14 protein-coding genes are annotated in these 16,240 nt (G+C 70.3%); 9 read left to right on the top strand and 5 right to left on the bottom strand.

Annotated features, from left to right (window positions below; all coding sequences use genetic code 11):
* The first annotated feature begins 4 nt into the window (after window positions 1-4).
* Window positions 5-730: a hypothetical protein gene (locus ACIBJE_RS04110; RefSeq protein ID WP_396742554.1), complete on the top strand. Its 726-nt coding sequence runs from the start codon at window positions 5-7 to the stop codon at window positions 728-730.
* 73 nt (window positions 731-803) lie between these two features.
* Here the strand turns inward: ACIBJE_RS04110 and ACIBJE_RS04105 are convergent, their stop codons facing one another.
* On the bottom strand, window positions 804-3,074 hold the full coding sequence (locus tag ACIBJE_RS04105) for an ATP-binding cassette domain-containing protein (protein WP_396742552.1): 2,271 nt from the start codon (window positions 3,072-3,074) through the stop codon (window positions 804-806).
* A 168-nt stretch (window positions 3,075-3,242) separates the two neighbouring features.
* Between ACIBJE_RS04105 and ACIBJE_RS04100 the strand changes: the two genes are divergently transcribed.
* Window positions 3,243-3,992: a MerR family transcriptional regulator gene (locus ACIBJE_RS04100; protein WP_396742550.1), complete on the top strand. Its 750-nt coding sequence runs from the start codon at window positions 3,243-3,245 to the stop codon at window positions 3,990-3,992.
* A 132-nt stretch (window positions 3,993-4,124) separates the two neighbouring features.
* On the opposite strand, the gene ACIBJE_RS04095 is transcribed toward ACIBJE_RS04100, so the two are convergent.
* Window positions 4,125-4,649: a MarR family winged helix-turn-helix transcriptional regulator gene (locus ACIBJE_RS04095; RefSeq protein WP_396742549.1), complete on the bottom strand. Its 525-nt coding sequence runs from the start codon at window positions 4,647-4,649 to the stop codon at window positions 4,125-4,127.
* Between the two features lie 89 nt (window positions 4,650-4,738).
* Between ACIBJE_RS04095 and ACIBJE_RS04090 the strand changes: the two genes are divergently transcribed.
* Window positions 4,739-5,380 carry an FMN-dependent NADH-azoreductase gene (locus ACIBJE_RS04090; RefSeq protein ID WP_396742547.1) on the top strand — a complete coding sequence of 214 codons (642 nt, stop codon included), beginning with the start codon at window positions 4,739-4,741 and terminating at the stop codon, window positions 5,378-5,380.
* Window positions 5,381-5,467: 87 nt separating this feature from the next.
* Here the strand turns inward: ACIBJE_RS04090 and ACIBJE_RS04085 are convergent, their stop codons facing one another.
* Window positions 5,468-6,064 carry a peptide deformylase gene (locus ACIBJE_RS04085; RefSeq protein WP_396742545.1) on the bottom strand — a complete coding sequence of 199 codons (597 nt, stop codon included), beginning with the start codon at window positions 6,062-6,064 and terminating at the stop codon, window positions 5,468-5,470.
* Window positions 6,065-6,298: 234 nt separating this feature from the next.
* Between ACIBJE_RS04085 and ACIBJE_RS04080 the strand changes: the two genes are divergently transcribed.
* The gene (locus ACIBJE_RS04080; RefSeq protein WP_396742543.1) at window positions 6,299-7,057 is read left to right on the top strand and encodes a peptidylprolyl isomerase; all 759 of its coding nucleotides are present in this window, start codon (window positions 6,299-6,301) and stop codon (window positions 7,055-7,057) included.
* A 342-nt stretch (window positions 7,058-7,399) separates the two neighbouring features.
* Complete coding sequence (locus ACIBJE_RS04075) at window positions 7,400-8,599, top strand: RtcB family protein (protein ID WP_396742541.1); 1,200 nt, start codon at window positions 7,400-7,402, stop codon at window positions 8,597-8,599.
* A gap of 32 nt (window positions 8,600-8,631) precedes the next feature.
* Here ACIBJE_RS04075 and ACIBJE_RS04070 read toward each other — a convergent pair whose 3' ends face one another.
* Window positions 8,632-9,414: a transposase family protein gene (locus ACIBJE_RS04070; RefSeq protein ID WP_396742539.1), complete on the bottom strand. Its 783-nt coding sequence runs from the start codon at window positions 9,412-9,414 to the stop codon at window positions 8,632-8,634.
* Between the two features lie 798 nt (window positions 9,415-10,212).
* On the opposite strand from ACIBJE_RS04070, the gene ACIBJE_RS04065 reads away from it, so the two are divergent.
* From ACIBJE_RS04065 to ACIBJE_RS04050, 4 genes are all read left to right on the top strand, one after another.
* Entirely contained in the window at window positions 10,213-10,338 is a 126-nt protein-coding gene (locus tag ACIBJE_RS04065; protein ID WP_396742537.1) for a hypothetical protein, read from the top strand.
* Window positions 10,339-11,552: 1,214 nt separating this feature from the next.
* On the top strand, window positions 11,553-13,526 hold the full coding sequence (locus ACIBJE_RS04060; RefSeq protein WP_396742535.1) for a heavy metal translocating P-type ATPase: 1,974 nt from the start codon (window positions 11,553-11,555) through the stop codon (window positions 13,524-13,526).
* Window positions 13,527-13,673: 147 nt separating this feature from the next.
* A complete protein-coding gene (locus tag ACIBJE_RS04055) occupies window positions 13,674-14,765 on the top strand; it encodes an IS630 family transposase (RefSeq protein WP_396742533.1) in 1,092 nt (363 codons plus the stop codon).
* A gap of 247 nt (window positions 14,766-15,012) precedes the next feature.
* On the top strand, window positions 15,013-15,408 hold the full coding sequence (locus ACIBJE_RS04050; protein ID WP_396742531.1) for a hypothetical protein: 396 nt from the start codon (window positions 15,013-15,015) through the stop codon (window positions 15,406-15,408).
* A 249-nt stretch (window positions 15,409-15,657) separates the two neighbouring features.
* On the opposite strand, the gene ACIBJE_RS04045 is transcribed toward ACIBJE_RS04050, so the two are convergent.
* A partial coding sequence (locus ACIBJE_RS04045; protein ID WP_396742529.1) for an FG-GAP-like repeat-containing protein occupies window positions 15,658-16,240 on the bottom strand: 583 nt, incomplete at its 5' end.

The raw sequence follows: 16,240 nt of genomic DNA, 5'->3' as shown, positions 1-16,240 counted from the left end.
CATCATGCGGCTATCCCGCATCATCACGACCATCGCGGTCGGCCTGGCCGTTGCGGCCATGCCGGGCGCTGCGGGGGCGGCACTGTCCCAGCCGCAGCCACCGCCGCAGCAGCCACCGCAGTCGCCGCAGCCGCCGCCGTACCAGCCGCCGCAGCAGGGCCTGACCGTCTCGCCGAGCACCGTGGAGGTCGGTGAGATCGCGACGGTCACCGGCCGGGGCTTCTACTACGAGGAGCAGGTGGAGATCACCATCACCACCGGTCCGCTCGCCGCCGGCCTGCCGGGACAGACCGCCCGGCGCGGCGACGGCAGCACCGTGGCGCTCGCCCCGGTGTCGCACCACCGCGCCGACCCGCAGCCCGGCGGGCCGAAGGGCCCCGAGCACGTGCCGGGCAACGGCCCGTGGAACGGTTCCCCCGACGGAGCGCGGCAGGTCTTCTGGATCCGCGCCGACGACGACGGCTTCTTCCAGTTCTCCTTCCGTCCGCGTCACCCGGGGACGATCACCATCACGGCCCGGGGCCTGACCGGCGGTTACGTCGGAACCGCCACGCTGACCGTCCTGCGCCCCCACCACGGTGACGACGACGACCCGTTGCCGGTGACCGGCAGCAGCCTGGAGACCCCGCTCAAGGTCGGCGGCGGTCTGGTCGGCGTCGGCGCGGCGCTGCTGCTGGCGACGTTCGCGCTGCGGCGGCGCAACCGCGTCGGTACGGACACCGCGAGCTGACCGCACCCACGCGCGGGTGGTCGCCCCGCCGGACCCATGGGTCCGGCGGGGCGACGTGCGTCCGGTGTGCCGGTCAGCGGCCGAGGTAGCGGCGCAGGTGCCGGGCGGTCACCGTGTCGGCCTGCCCGACCAGGTCGGCGGGGGTGCCGGTGAACACCACCCGGCCCCCGTCGTGTCCGGCTCCCGGCCCGATGTCGACCAGCCAGTCGGCGTGCGCCATCACCGCCTGGTGGTGCTCGATGACGATCACCGTGTTGCCGCCCTCGACCAGCCGGTCCAGCAGGGCCAGCAACTGGTCGACGTCGGCCAGGTGCAGACCGGTGGTGGGCTCGTCGAGCACGTAGACGCTGGACCGCTCGGCCATGTGGATGGCCAGTTTGAGCCGCTGCCGCTCGCCCCCGGAGAGGGTGGTGAGCGGCTGGCCGAGGCCGAGGTAGCCGAGACCGACGTCGGCGAGCCGGTCGAGGACGACCCGGGCCGGTCCGGAGGGGAAGAAGTCCCGGGCCTCGGCGACCGACATCGCGAGGACCTCGCTGATGTTCTTCCCGCGCAGCCGGTAGGTCAGCACCTCCCGGGTGAACCGCCGGCCCTCGCACTGCTCGCAGACCGACGACACCCCGGCCATCATCGCCAGGTCCGTCCAGATCAGCCCGATGCCCTTGCAGGCCGGGCAGGCTCCCTCGGAGTTGGCGCTGAACAGCGCGGCGCGGACCCCGTTGGCCCGCGCGAACGCGGCCCGGACCGGGTCGAGCAGACCGGTGTACGTCGCCGGGTTGCTGCGCCGGGAGCCCCGGATCGGCGACTGGTCGACCACCACCACGCCGTCCCGGCCGGACAGCGAGCCGTGGATCAGGGAACTCTTGCCCGATCCGGCCACCCCGGTGACCACGGTCAGCACGCCGAGCGGGATGTCGACGTCGACGTCCCGCAGGTTGTGCAGGTCCGCGCCACGGATCTCCAGCCGGCCCCGGTGCGGGCGGACCCGGTCGCGCAGGGTGACCCGGTGGTCGAGGTGCCGTCCGGTGAGCGTGTCCGCGCGGCGCAGCCCGGCGACGTCGCCGGTGTAGCAGATCCGTCCCCCGGCCGGTCCCGCGCCGGGGCCGAGGTCGACCACGTGGTCGGCGATGGCGATGGTCTCCGGCTTGTGCTCGACCACCAGCACGGTGTTGCCCTTGTCCCGCAGCCGCAGCAGCAGGTCGTTCATCCGGTCGATGTCGTGCGGGTGCAGTCCGACGGTCGGCTCGTCGAAGACGTACGTGACGTCGCTGAGGCTGGAGCCGAGATGGCGGACCATCTTGACCCGCTGCGCCTCGCCGCCGGAGAGGGTGCCCGACTCCCGGTCGAGGCTGAGGTAACCCAGCCCGATCTCCACCAGCGAGTCGAGGGTCTCCCGGAGGGTGGTGACCAGCGGTGCGACGGACGGCTCGGTCAGTCCCCGGACGACCGCCGCCAGGTCGCTGATCTGCATGGACGAGCATTCGGCGATGGTGCGTCCGGCGACCTGCGCCGAACGGGCGGCGGCGTTGAGGCGGCTGCCATCGCAGTCCGGGCAGGTGGTGAAGGCGACCGCCCGGTCCACGAACGCCCGGATGTGCGGTTGCATCGCCTCGCGGTCCTTGGCCAGGTAGAGCCGGCGTACCTTGACCACGAGTCCCTCGTAGCTGAGGGTGCTGCCACCGACCTTGAGCTTGGTGGGTTCCTTGTAGAGGAAGTCCTGCCACATCTGCGGCGGGAAGTCCTGCACCTTCAGATCCGGGTCGACGAGCCCGGACTGCGCGATGACCCGCCAGTACCACGAGTCGACGCCGAAGTTCGGCACCGTGATCGCGCCGTCGTTGAGCGAGCGTTCCACGTCGACGAGCTGGTGCACGTCCACGTCGGAGACCCGGCCGAGCCCCTCGCAGGTCGGGCACATCCCGTCCGGTGTGTTGAAGCTGAACGCGCTCGACGTGCCGACGTACGGGGTGCCGAGCCGGCTGAACAGGATCCGCAGCATCGCGTACGCGTCGGTGGCGGTGCCCACGGTGGAGCGGGAGTTGGCGCCCATCCGCTCCTGGTCGATGACGATCGCGGCGCTGAGGTTGCGCAGCGCGTCCACGTCGGGTCGGCCGATGCTCGGCATGAAGGACTGGAGGAAGGCGGTGTACGTCTCGTTGATCAGCCGCTGCGACTCGGCGGCGATGGTCCCGAAGACCAGTGAGCTCTTGCCGGATCCGGAGACCCCGGTGAAGACGGTGAGTCGGCGTTTGGGGATGTCGACCGAGACCGAGGCGAGGTTGTTCTCCCGGGCGCCGCGTACCTCGATCATGTCGTGGCTGTCGGCGGCGCGTGTCGGCTGCTGCATGGTCACCCTTTCCGGGCAGGGTGCATCCCGCCCGAGCTACGCGATGAGCTGGCGGGATTACATTCTCCCATTGACCAGCGCGTTGAGGGTTTCGCGGGCTAGCCCCGGTGATCGCCGATAGAAAGGGCGGAAAAGTCTCAACCGAAGGGGAGACGCTAGGGTGGGCCGGTGGTGGAACCGTCGCGGCTGCGCGCCGTGGACCTCGCGGCGAGCGCCGGGATCTCGGTGCAGCAGGTCCGCAACTACGTCGACCTCGGGGTCCTTCCGCCGGTGACCCGCACCCCCGCCGGCTACCGCGTCTTCACCGCCGCGCACGCCGAGGCGCTGGTGGTCGTGCGGCGGATGGCCGAGGGGCACGGGTGGGCCCGGACCCGGTTGATCATGGCTGCGGTGCACGCGGGAGACCTGGGGGCGGCGCTGGCGGCGCTCGACCAGGGGCACGCCGAGCTGGACCGGGAGCGGGCCGAGATCCGGCGGGTGCTCGGCGCATTCGACACCGTGGTGGCCGGCCCGGCGGTGACCGTGCCGGCCCGCCGCCGGGGCGTGCGTATCGGCGAGGTCGCCGACCTGGTCGGGGTCCGGACCTCCCTGCTGCGCCTCTGGGAGCGGCGTGGGCTGCTGCGGCCGGTGCGGGAACGGGGCACGACGTACCGGCTCTACGACGCGGCCGAGCTGCGGGCGGCCCAGGTCGTGGCGCTGCTGCGCCGGGGCGGCTACCCGTTCGACATCGTCGCGTCGGTGCTCGGGGAACTGCGCACGACCGGCAGCCCGCAGCGGGTGCGGGCCGAACTGGCCCGTCGCGAGCAGGAACTGCACCGGCGCAGCCTCGCCCGGCTGGGCGCCTCGGCGGCCCTGTACGACTACCTGCGGTCCCGGGGGCTGGCCGAGGCGACGATCCCGGCACCCCGGTCACAGTGACGGGCACGGAGCCGTCGACGCCGTACTCCACGGTTCGGCCCCGAGCCGGCTCGGGGCCGAACCCGCCGTCACCCTCGTCCCCTGGTCACCCGGCCGGTGCCGCGCCTGGTCCGGCGGTGTCGGGGTGCCGGGTCAGCAGTCGCTGACCTCCCGGAACGCCTTCGGCGCATCGGCCGTCGTGGCGGCGGTGATGGCTCTGGCGGCGTCGCCGAGCGCGGTGAGTTGCTCCGGGGTGAGCACGTCGATGACGAGACGACGCGCCTCGCGGACGTGACCCGGGGCGATCTCCTGGAGCTTTGCCAGACCGGTGTCGGTGAGCAGGGCCTTCGCGCGCCGGCAACCGTCGGCGAGGTGGCGCCGCTCCACCCATCCGGACCGTTCGAGCCGGGTGATCGCGTGGGAGAGCCGGGAGAGTGACCCCTGGGCCGAGATGGCCAGCTCGGTGAGCCCCAGCGTGCGGTCGGACGCTTCGGACAGAGCGGCGAGTACCTGGTACTCGAAAACGTTCACGCCCGCGTCCTGCTTGAGTTGCGCGTCGAGCGCCGACGGCAGGGTCGCCAGCAGTACGACCAGGGCGCGCCAGTCGCGCTGCTGGTCAGGCGACAGCCACGGCACGTCGCCCGAGGCCACGGTTTCGTTGGTGCTGTCGGTACTCACAGGAGGAATCCTACCGGTTGCTTGAACATTCAAGTAGGAGTGGTAGCGTCTACTTGAACATTCAAGCCCTCGTTCACCGGGAGATCCGCATGTCCATGCTCCGCGTCGACGCCAGCATCCAGGGCGACCGCTCCGCCAGTGGCGCACTTGCCGACCTCGTCCTCGACAAGTTCACCACCGCGCGCCCCGAGGTGCCGGTCGTGCGGCGTCACCTCGGTCAGGACCCCCTGCCCGCAGACGCCTGGGCCGCCGCGATCTCCGGTAGCTTCACACCGGACGGGGACCGCACCCCCGCCCAGCGCGAGGCGCTCGCCACCGCCGAGCGGCTCGCCACCGAGTTGCAGCAGGCCAGGAGCGCCGTGCTCGCCCTGCCGCTCTACAACTACGGCATCTCGCAGCATGCGAAGACCTGGTTCGACCTAGCCCTCGCCGGGGCACCCCAGGGCACCCGTCTGCTCGATGGGACGCCGACCGTCCTGATCACCACTCGCGGCGGCGCCTACGGACCGGGCACCCCGCGCGAGGGCTGGGACCACAACAGCGACTACCTCCGCCGGATCCTCGTCGACGTCTGGGGCGCCGACCTCACGGTCGTCGAGCGCGAATTCACCCTGGTCGGCGTGAACCCGGCCCTCGACGAGTTCTCCGAGGTGGCAGCGATGATGCGCAAGACCGCCGAGGAGGCAGCGATCGAGGCCGGCGTGACACTCGCGAACCGTCACGTCGCCTGAGCTCTCGCACGGCGCAGATTCCCACCACGGATGTCACCGATCGCTGGTGCCGAGCCCGGTCCGCTGCCGGCCGCTCCAGCGCGGCGATCACCGGCCCTCGGCGGCCCGCTGATCGGCTGGTCGTACGGCGGTGCCGTACGACCAGCCGGTCCCGGTGCCCCGGTACCGGGACACCGGGACCGGCTCGGCCCCCGGCGGCATCCGCTCCCGGTACAGGCGCCCCTCGAGGTGGTCGATCTCGTGCGCCACCAGCCGGGCCAGCCCGTCGCGGAAGCCGGTGACCGTCGTCCGGCCGTCCAGCTCCTGGTGGGCCACCTCGATCCGGGACGGTCGCCGGACCAGACCCCGGACGTCGAAGAAGCTCAGGCATCCCTCGAACTGCTCGTCGACCTCCGGGGACTCGTCGACCACCCGAGGGTTGAGCAGGACCAGTTCCGTGCCGTCCGGTGACCGGACGACCGCGACGGCACGGCCGACGCCGATCTGCGGCGCGGCCAGCCCCATCCCCTTGGCGAACGGATGCACCGACGCGACCCGGGACATCGTGGCCCGCAGGCGGGCCACCACCCGGAGCGCGTCCCGCGTCTCGGCGGGCAGCGCGAAGGGCACCGCCGGGCGGCCCAGGACCGGCGCGCCCTCCTGGGCGATGCCCAGCTCGATCATCTGTTGACTCGGTGTCGGCATCCTCTGCTCGCTCCCGTCCCTCCCCGTGCGCGGCGACCCGCTCGGCGACGGCTACATGCGCTGCGGGCTGATTCTGCGTCGCCCGGCGTGCCGCCACCACGTCCGTCGGGTGTCGGGTATCCGTCACCGAACGTGCCGGTGCCACCACCGGGTCCGGGTGGACGGTCGCGTCGACAAGCCGGAACCGAGTCCATAGACTGCGATCTTTCCGCCCACTGTCGTGCAGGAGGACCCGTGTCGCGCACCCCCCGTCCACCGTCCGCCGCTCCCGTCCGGGCCCGACTCCTCGGCGGTGTCCTGGTCGCCGGGGCGCTGCTCGGCACCGTCGGCGTCGCCGTGCCGGCCGGTGCGGCCGAGCCCGCCCGGACCACGCCCGGCCCGTGCGGCTACACCGCCACCCCCGACGACCCGGCCGCCCGTCCGGTGCCGCTTCCCCCGGACCCGCGCCGCACCCCCGACCACGGGACGGTCCGGGTCACGCTGCGCACCAACCAGGGCCCGATCCCGCTGGTCCTCGACCGTGAGCAGGCCCCCTGCACCGTGCAGAGCTTCCTGCACCTCGTCCGGCACCGCTTCTACGACGACACCTCCTGCCACCGGCTCACCGCGTATCCGACGCTGAAGGTGTTGCAGTGCGGCGACCCGTCCGGCACCGGCTCGGGTGGCCCCGGCTACCGGTACGCCGACGAACTCCCCACCGACCTGCCGCCCGTCCCGACCGACCCGACCGGTGAGCGCCGCCTCTACGCCCGGGGCGCCCTGGCCATGGCCAACGCCGGCCCGGACACCAACGGCAGCCAGTTCTTCCTGGTCCAGTCCGACTCGACGCTGCGGCCGAACTACACCGTCTTCGGTTCGATCGAACCGGCCGGGCTGGCCACCCTGGACCGGATCGCCGCCGCCGGGATCGCCCCGACCGACGAGGACCCCGCCCCGGTCGACGGCGCGCCCGCCGTGCCGGTCGACATCGACCGGGCGGTCCGCCGGCACTGAGTCCCGCCGGGGCGGGACCAACCCGGTCCCGCCCCGGCGATATGTGTTGCGGGCGCACCGGGTGCGCCCCTACCGTGAACGACACCGTCCAGCGACGATCCTCGGGAGTCACCGTGACCCGCCTGCCCCGTACCGGCAATCCACGCCCCTGCCGGCGTGGACCGGTCGTGGTGCCCGCGCGGGCGCGTCGCGTCGCGTGGTATCCGCAACGTTCCCGGGGTGGCGGCGCGTGACAGCGCCCGAGTGACGGCACGTCCGCCGCCCACCCCAGCCGGGTCGGGCGGCTTTTTCGTGCCCGGCCGGCGACCTCTTCCTACGCCAGCCGACCCACAGGAGACGACGATGAGCTTCACCCCGCTGCCCGGCACCCGGGCCCCGGTCCGGGTCTGGACCGACCCGTACGCCATCGAGGCGCAGGCCCTGCGGCAGCTGCGCAACATCGGCGCGCTGCCCTGGGTGGAGGGCGTCGCGGTGATGCCCGACGTCCACTTCGGCAAGGGCGCGACGGTCGGTTCGGTGATCGCGATGCGCCAGGCGGTCTCCCCGGCGGCCGTCGGCGTGGACATCGGCTGCGGCATGTCCGCGGTGCGGACCTCGCTGACCGCGTCCGACCTGCCGGACGACCTCGCCGCGCTGCGCAGCGCGATCGAGGCGGCCATCCCGGTCGGCTTCGCCAAGCACGACCGGATGGTCGACCCGCGTCGGGTGCGGGGCCTGGAGCAGCGCGGCTGGGACGACTTCTGGGGCCGTTTCGACGACCTTGACCGGCGGGTCCGGCAGCTCAAGGACCGGGCCCAGCACCAGATGGGCACCCTCGGCGGCGGCAACCACTTCATCGAGGTCTGCCTGGAGCAGGGCGGTGACGACGAGGGCCGGGTCTGGCTGATGCTGCACTCCGGCTCCCGCAACATCGGCAAGGAACTGGCCGAGCGGCACATGGCGGTGGCCCGGGGCCTGCCGCACAACGTCGACCTGCCCGACCGCGACCTGGCGGTCTTCCTCGCCGGCACTCCGGAGATGGACGCCTACCGGCGGGACCTGTGGTGGGCCCAGGAGTACGCCCGGCGCAACCGGGCCGTCATGCTGGCGCTGCTCTGCGACGTGGTGCGGACGCACCTGCCGCAGGTTCGCTACGACGAGCCGATCTCCTGCCACCACAACTACGTGGCCGAGGAGACCTACGACGGCGTGGAGGTGCTGGTGACCCGGAAGGGCGCCATCCGGGCCGGTGCCGGTGACCTCGGCATCATTTCCGGCTCGATGGGCACCGGCTCGTACATCGTGCGCGGGCGGGGGAACCCGGACGCGTACTGCTCCGCCTCCCATGGAGCGGGCCGGCGGATGTCGCGGGGACAGGCCAAGCGGACCTTCACCACCGAGGACCTGGCCGCCCAGACCGCCGGGGTGGAGTGCCGCAAGGACCCGGGGGTGGTCGACGAGATCCCCGGTGCCTACAAGGACATCGTCGAGGTGATGGCGCAGCAGGAGGACCTAGTCGACGTGGTCGCCCACCTCAAGCAGGTGGTCTGCGTCAAGGGCTGACCGCTTCGCGCACCCATGCCAATGAGCGCTTTTCATCGTGGGTGTCGACTGGTCTGGACGTGATGTAGGACGAGGATGGCCTGGACGATCGCGGTGGCGCGTCGGGGGCAGCAGCGGAGCTTGGCCAGGACTTTCCAGCCCTTGAGGGTGGCGACGGCGCGTTCGCCGACGGCCCGGATCTTGGCGTGGTGACGGTTGACGGTCTTCTGCCGGCGGGACAGTCCGGGCCGGTACCGGCGGCGTTTGAACGGTGTGCGGATGCCGCCGCCGGCGCCCTGGTAGGCCTTGTCGGCGAAGATCATGACGTTCGCGCCGTTCAGCGCGTCGATCAGGCCGTGCGTGCGGGCGGCGGTCAGGTCGTGGACAGCACCAGGTAGGGCAGGCGAGGCCCAGACGAGGCGTCCGGCGCAGTCCGCGATGACCTGCACGTTCACCCCGTGACGCTTGTGCTTTCCGGAGAAGTACGGCCTCTGGTCCGCGACCCGGTCGATGGGGATCAGGGTGCCGTCCAGAATCGCGTACGCGAGTCGGCCGATGCGCCGTGTGGCGGCGTTCTGGTCCTCGGCGTGCGCCGCGAGCAGATCGATTGCTTCCCGGACGTACCGCCAGGTCGTCGTGACGCTGACCGTGAAGCCGCAGGCCAGACGGGTGATCGTGTCGCCGTTGCGGAGATGGGCCAGGGCGATCAGGGCCTGCCGGCCGGCGTCGAGGCGCCACCACCGGCCCCGACGCCGAGTGCGTTCAGCGCGGATGAGGTCAGCGAGGTGGTTCAGGGTGCGGCTGGACAGCGCGACCGCAGACGGGTAAGACAGCACAGCGAGGCTCCCGGTTGGGGCATCGGATCTTGGTCGACTGCTGTCTTACCGGGAGCCTCGCCCTACGTCGATCCCGCCCCACCGCACCGTCCGTGACCAGCACCGTCACGATGAAAAGCGCTCAATCTTGAACAGCTGCCGTCCCGAGCGCCAGCCCGTCGACATGGGCTGGCGCTCGGAACTGCCGAGAGTACGGTCGGGCCCGAACTGGTCATGGTGATGTCGGCTCCGGCGTACTTTCCGCCGACGACCAGAGGACCGGCCGTGTTGTTTCAGCCGGCGACGATGTCCTCGACACCGCCGAGGAAGGACACGACGTCTTCGACGCCGCCGGCGATGAACTCGTTCGTCCGTCCCAGGGTAGCCATGAACGTTCCCCTCTCACTCGCAACAATTGCACGAACAGGATGCCAATGAGAGTGGCCGGATCGCCTCCGCGTGTCAAGGTGCGAAAAGGAAAAGGAAGCCTGATGACCCAGGGTGATCCGGCCGCGTGATCAAACAGCCCATCTCGGATATTAGTGACGCGGCGCAGGGCGATCCGACAAAGGCTGATAATGGGTGCCGGCTCAGCCGACGGCTGTTATCCGGAAATAGGTGGAGTCGGTGTCCGACAGTGAGTGCCGCAGCGTCACGGCGGCCGACGTCCGCTGTGGCTGCGGCCACCGAGAGGACAAGCGTCCTTGTCATAACTGGCGGGTGCCATGAGCCGCCGTAGCTGGGCAGGCCCGGCCGGGGCGACGACGTGCCGGCCGCTGACGATCCTGAAAGATCAGGTTGAGTCGGGTGCGAGGGGCTGTGGGTCAGAGAGCTGTCGAGGAGGTCGGGGCAGCACTGGATGCGTTTGAGCCGATTGCGGACGATGGCGAGGAGGTGGTCGATGCCGGTGACGGCGAGGTGGCCGATGCTGCGTTCGAGGTGTGACCAGGCGGCCTCGGTGGCGTTGAGGGCCGGGGCGTAGGGCGGTAGGCAGATCACGGCCAGCCAGGCCCGGCCGGCAATCATCTGCCGCCGCCGGCGACGCAGGGGCGAGCGGCGCGGCTTCGCCGAGACCGACTACGTCCCTCTGATGGATGCCGCAGGCCAGCAACTCGGACCGAACGTTCTCGTGTGGGACAACCTCAACACCCACATCAGCGCCGCACGTGCTGGTGCGGCGGATCGGTCGGGAATGCCGGCCGGGCTTGCAACAGGTCGGCCCGGCGATGGAGACCCGTCCGGAGCCCCTGCCCGTTAGATAGCAGACGGCGGCGCACAAGTCCGTTTCCGCGCCACGGATGCAGCACCAGGGAACGATCGCAATCGCCGCGCTGAATGCAAACGATCCGATGTCGGTATATAAAAGTAGACGAATCGCTTGATGTGGCGTACGCGCAATGATGACCACCATCAATTAGGAGAAAAAATTGCGTGCAAGCTCGCCTCGCCGGTGGGCCTGCTCGTCTATCGACGTGCGGCGCCGTCCAGTATGTATCCGTGCAAGTAACGGCTTTCCTCCTTATCTTCTCCTCGCACAACCTTCATGGGCGCGGCCGACTTGTCCTGAATTTGGGGTGCTTCGTCTGGCCCACCAGATCCCGAGTGGCACGTTCGTTTGGCAGACCCCGCCAGCGCCGTGTGACTGACGCCTACAGACCCTGCACCCGTTACACCAAAAGAATCAGTACGCGCATTACGCGCTGGCCGGTTCTGGTCGGCGTGGAGGGCGGCGAGGCGGTGGGCGGGGGAGCGGTCCAGCGAGCCACGGTTGCGGTCGTAGCGGACAAGCCCCGGCCTCACGCGTACGCGCGTAGGCGCGTCTCGAATGTCTCGGACTCGGTTGGCGGGTGCGGTGGCGCATGGAGCCGGCTGCGGAGGGTAGCCGTAGGCGGTCTGAGCCGGCGCGGTCACCCTCACCGAGTGGTGAGTGATCCGTGAGACATCGGCATGCCTAGCCAACGATACCCCTGGGGGGTATGTTCGTTGCCCTGAGGGAGGCGATGACGATGTCGCACGAACACCAGGCCATACCGACGCCGGCAGGCAGTCACACGGACACCGGCGGGCAGCAGGGGCGCCACGGCGACCAACACGGCCACGCAGTTCACCACCGCTCCAGTCACGGTGGGCATGACAAGCACGCCGGACACGATCCGGAGATGTTCCGCCGCAGGTTCTGGCTGAGTTTGGCCCTGACGGTGCCGGTCGTGGTGACCAGCCACATGGTGATGGACTGGTTCGGCTACCAGCTTGGCTTTCCCGGCATCGGCTGGGTGGCACCGGTGCTGGGCACGGTGGTGTTCGCCTGGGGTGGGTGGCCGTTCCTGCAGGGTGCGGTGCGGGAGGTCCGGGACCGGGCGCCAGGGATGATGCTGCTGATCGCGATGGCGATCAGCGTGGCGTACGTGGCGTCGCTAGCCACCTCGTTGGGCGCGTTCGACCTGGACTTCTGGTGGGAGCTGGCCGCCCTGGTCACGATCATGCTGCTGGGGCACTGGCAGGAGATGAAGGCGATCGGCCAGGCCCAGGGTGCGCTGTCGGCCCTGGCCGCGCTGTTGCCCGACGACGCCGAGCGCCTCGACGCGCAGGGCCAGCCGAAGCGGGTGTCCGTGGTCGAGCTGGGTGTCGGGGATGTGGTCCTCGTCCGCCCGGGCGGACGGGTGCCGGCCGACGGCACGGTCGTCGACGGCGGTGCCGAGATGGACGAGTCGATGATTACCGGGGAGTCCCGGCCGGTCACCCGGGCTACGGGCGATCGGGTGGTGGCCGGCACGGTGGCCACTGACGCGGCGATCCGGGTCCGCATCGACGCGGTCGGGGAGGACACCGCCCTGGCCGGCATTCAGCGCTTGGTGGCGCAGGCGCAGCAGTCCAGCGGTCGGGCGCAAGTGCTGGCCGACCGGTTCGCCGCGTGGCTGTTCTACATCGCCACCGTGACCGCCGTGGTGACCGTGTTGGCCTGGACGGTGCTGGGCAACTTCGACCAGGCTGTCGTCCGAACCATCACGGTGTTGGTGGTCGCGTGCCCACACGCCCTGGGTCTGGCCATCCCGCTGGTGATCGCCTTGTCCACGGCAGTGGCGGCCAAGGGCGGAATCCTCGTCAAGGACCGCCTCGCGCTGGAGCGGATGCGCACCGTCGACGCGGTGCTGTTCGACAAGACCGGCACCCTGACCCGCGGCGAACATGTCGTCACCGGGGTGGCCGCCACCGGCGCCGCCAGCGACCACGAGGTCCTGGCCACCGCCGCGGCGGTAGAGGCGGACAGCGAGCACCCCCTGGCCCGCGCGATCGTCGCCGCGGCTGCCGAGAGGGGCATCACCCGCCGGGCCACCGGATTCCAGTCGTTGACCGGACGCGGCGTTCGCGCCGACGTCGATGGCACCACCTACGCCGTCGGCGGTCCCGCCCTGCTGCGCGAGCTGCGGGCTACCGTCCCCGACCACCTGCGACAGCGCCAGGACGACTGGTCGCGGCGCGGAGCGGCGGTGCTTCACCTGTTGCGCCTCGACGGCGACGGGGCGACGATTGTCGGTGCCTTGGCCCTGGAGGACCAGGTCCGCCCCGAGGCCCGGCAGGCCATCACCGAGCTCCGCGAGCAGGGTGTCCGCAAGATCGTGATGATTACCGGTGACGCCCGGCCCGTGGCTGAAGCCGTCGCCGCCGACCTCGGGTTCCGCCCTGGTGAGGACGAGGTGTTCGCCGAGGTGCTGCCCGCCGACAAGGACGACGCCGTCGCCGACCTGCAAACGCGGGGCCTGCGGGTGGCGATGGTCGGCGACGGCGTTAACGACGCCCCCGCCCTGGCCCGCGCCGACGTCGGAATCGCCATCGGCGCCGGCACCGACGTCGCCATCGAGTCCGCCGGCGTCGTCCTGGCCTCCTCCGACCCCCGCGCCGTCACCGGAGTGATCCGCCTGTCCCGGGCCTCCTACCGCAAGATGATCCAGAACCTGGCCTGGGCCGCCGGCTACAACGTGATCGCCCTGCCCCTGGCCGCAGGCGTGCTCGCCTGGGCCGGTATCACCCTCAGCCCCGCCATCGCGGCGGTGCTGATGTCCGCCTCCACCATCGTCGTCGCTCTCAACGCCCAACTCCTGCGCCGGGTACAACTGCGCCCGGCCGCCGAGTAGGCACCCCCCCGGTGTCGGGTTCTGGTGGGCGCCCGCTCGCGGCCAGCTAGTGCCTCGTCTTGGAACGTTGATCGTGTAATCCGCTGGTTCTGAGGATCTGTCGGGCAGGCTGTCTCCCATCGGTTCGACCTTGGGAGGTGGTGGCTGGTGGGTAGACGGCCGGAGGTGTTCGTTCGGCAGGTGTCGATGGCCGAGGGTCAGCGGTTGCAGAAGATCACTCGCACGGCGAAGGACCCGGTGAAGCTGCGGCGGGCGATCGTGGTGCTGATGTCCGCCCAAGGGCAACCAGCACCGGACATCGCCCACCTGCTGAAGGTGACCGAGGACTACGTGCGGGACGTGATCCACTCGTTCAACGACAGGGGGTTCAACGCTTTGGACCCAAAATGGAGTGGGGGCGCACCGAGACGGATCGATGAGCAAACCAGAGACTGGATCTGCGTCATCGCCCGGTGCGGCCCCCGCTTCCTCGGCCGACCGTTCTCCTGCTGGTCACTGGCCAAGCTGCGCGACTACCTCATCGACGCCGGCTACGTCACCACGATCAGCGTCGAGACCATCCGCCGTGTCCTGCACGAACGCGGCGTGTCCTGGCAGGCCACCAAAACATGGAAGGCCAGCACCGACCCCGACTTCACCACCAAGATGCACCGGGTCCTGGACCTCTACGACCACCCACCCACCGACGGCAGGGTGATCTGCGTCGACGAGTTCGGACCCCTGAACCTCCAACCCCGACCCGGCCGCGCCTGGCAGCCTGTCGGACACCCGGTGCGACTACGAGCCACCTACACCCGTGACCAGGGCGTACGGCACATGATCGCCGCCCTCGACCTGGCCACCGGCAAGCTGCACTACCGCATCCGCGACCGGAAACGCTGGCGCGAGTTCCTGGCATTTCTCAAGACCCTGCGCCGCCGCTGGCCTGACCAGAAGCTGTACCTGATCGTGGACAACTTCTCCCCGCACAAGCACCCCGAGGTCCGCACCTGGTGCGCCGCCAACCAGGTCGACCTGGTGTTCCTGCCGACGTATGCGTCCTGGCTGAACTGGATCGAAGCCGAGTTCGCCGCCGTGCGCTACTTCGCCCTCAACGGCACCGACCACCGCAGCCACGCCGAGCAGGACGCCGCAATCGGCGCCTACATCCGCTGGCGCAACCAACACACCCGACCGAAATCCGGGTTCGCGATCAACTCCAAGATCCGCCACCCGGATTACCCGTTCAAGGCTGCATGACGAGGCACTAGCTGGACATCGTGACAGCACGAGCAGCACGAATCGGTCCCCTGGTCCGGTTCCTGCTGCTCGCCTGCACCCTTATCGACGCCGGCAGGAACCGGCAGGGGCCGGCCGGACCGATTCCCGGGGATCGGCGGCGGCCCCCTCGCCGGGGGCCCGGGTGGCGGTGACAGCAAACAGACACCCGCGTTGACCGTAAAGCATATGCCCACCGTGAAGAGTTGCTCATCTATCCCTTGTGGAGATGGTCGGCTTGACCAGAGCCCACACCTGCGATCTCAGAGGGGAGTACCCCGACGACGTGTGCACCCGAAGCTTCCTTGTCAGTGAGTTCGCGATGCTGGAAAACGGCCGGCGCGTGCTCCTGCACGCGGAACGTGGGTTCACTGTCACCGCCAGGTCAACCAGCGCCCCAGGTGACGGTGCTGTTCCGCTCCACGAGGCCCGGGACAGCCTCACCCAGCAGGTTCTGATCGTCGTGCTTCCCGACGACGACGCGTGCGCGGAGGAACATCCCTGGTCATGGCTGGCCGAGCTAGCCCAGGCTCGCGGCCTGGAAGTGACCGCGGACGACCTACGAGGGCTTCCGTACGAGGTGGTCTTCACCGACGCGGTGTCCCGCTGGCTCACGCCCGGCTGAGGCCCGGCCGGGATCACTGTCGGGTGCGGTCGGGCGGTCCCTCAGATGTGTGCGTGAGGGGCCGCCCGACCATTGGTGGTCAGATCCACTGGCCTGCGGGGTCGTCGGGCAGCGGGCCGTCGGTGTGCGGGTGATACCGCAGGACCTCGGTGTGCTGGTGGCGGGAGCGGATGTCCGGTTGTGGGACGACGGCCGTTGTCGGTGTGATGGATGCTCCGGCCGTGAAACCGGAGCGCACCCGAGCCCGGATCAGATGAAGATCGTGCGGGCCGGGTCGAGGAAGTCGGCCGCGATGATCTGGGCGGCGCCGTACGGCATGGTGTCGAAGCCCTTGTAGTTGTGCCAGGCCTTGATCTGGCCGTCGGTCTGAATTAGGGCGATCTCGGAGCGGCCGTCGTCGTTGAGATCCATGAACCGCACCCTCGCGGGGTCGGTGAATCCGGTCGCGAGGGTGACGGTGTAGCCGTATGGCGAGGCGGCGAAGCCGAGGTCGTTGTGCCAGGCCTTGATCTGGCCGTCGGTCTGGATCAGGGCGATCTCGGACCGGCCGTCATCGTCCAGGTCGGTGAATACGGTCCGGGCCGGTTCGGTGAATCCGGTCGCGATGACGACGGAGTTCCCGTATGGCGAGGCGGCGAAGCCGAGGTCGTTGTGCCAGGCCCTGATCTGGCCGTCCGCCTGGATTTGGATCAGCTCGGACTTTCCGTCGTTGTCGAGGTCGGCGAAGCGCACCCTGGCCGGTTCGGTGAATCCGGTCGCGATGACGACGGAGTTCCCGTATGGCGAGGCGGCGAAGCCGAGGTCGTTGTGCCAGGCCCTGATCTGGCCGTCC

It is taken from the genome of Micromonospora sp. NPDC050187, from assembly GCF_044459745.1.
GTDB lineage: Bacteria > Actinomycetota > Actinomycetes > Mycobacteriales > Micromonosporaceae > Micromonospora.
The sequence above is the reverse complement of the archived record's forward strand: the minus strand, read 5'-3'. Positions and strand labels throughout refer to the sequence as shown.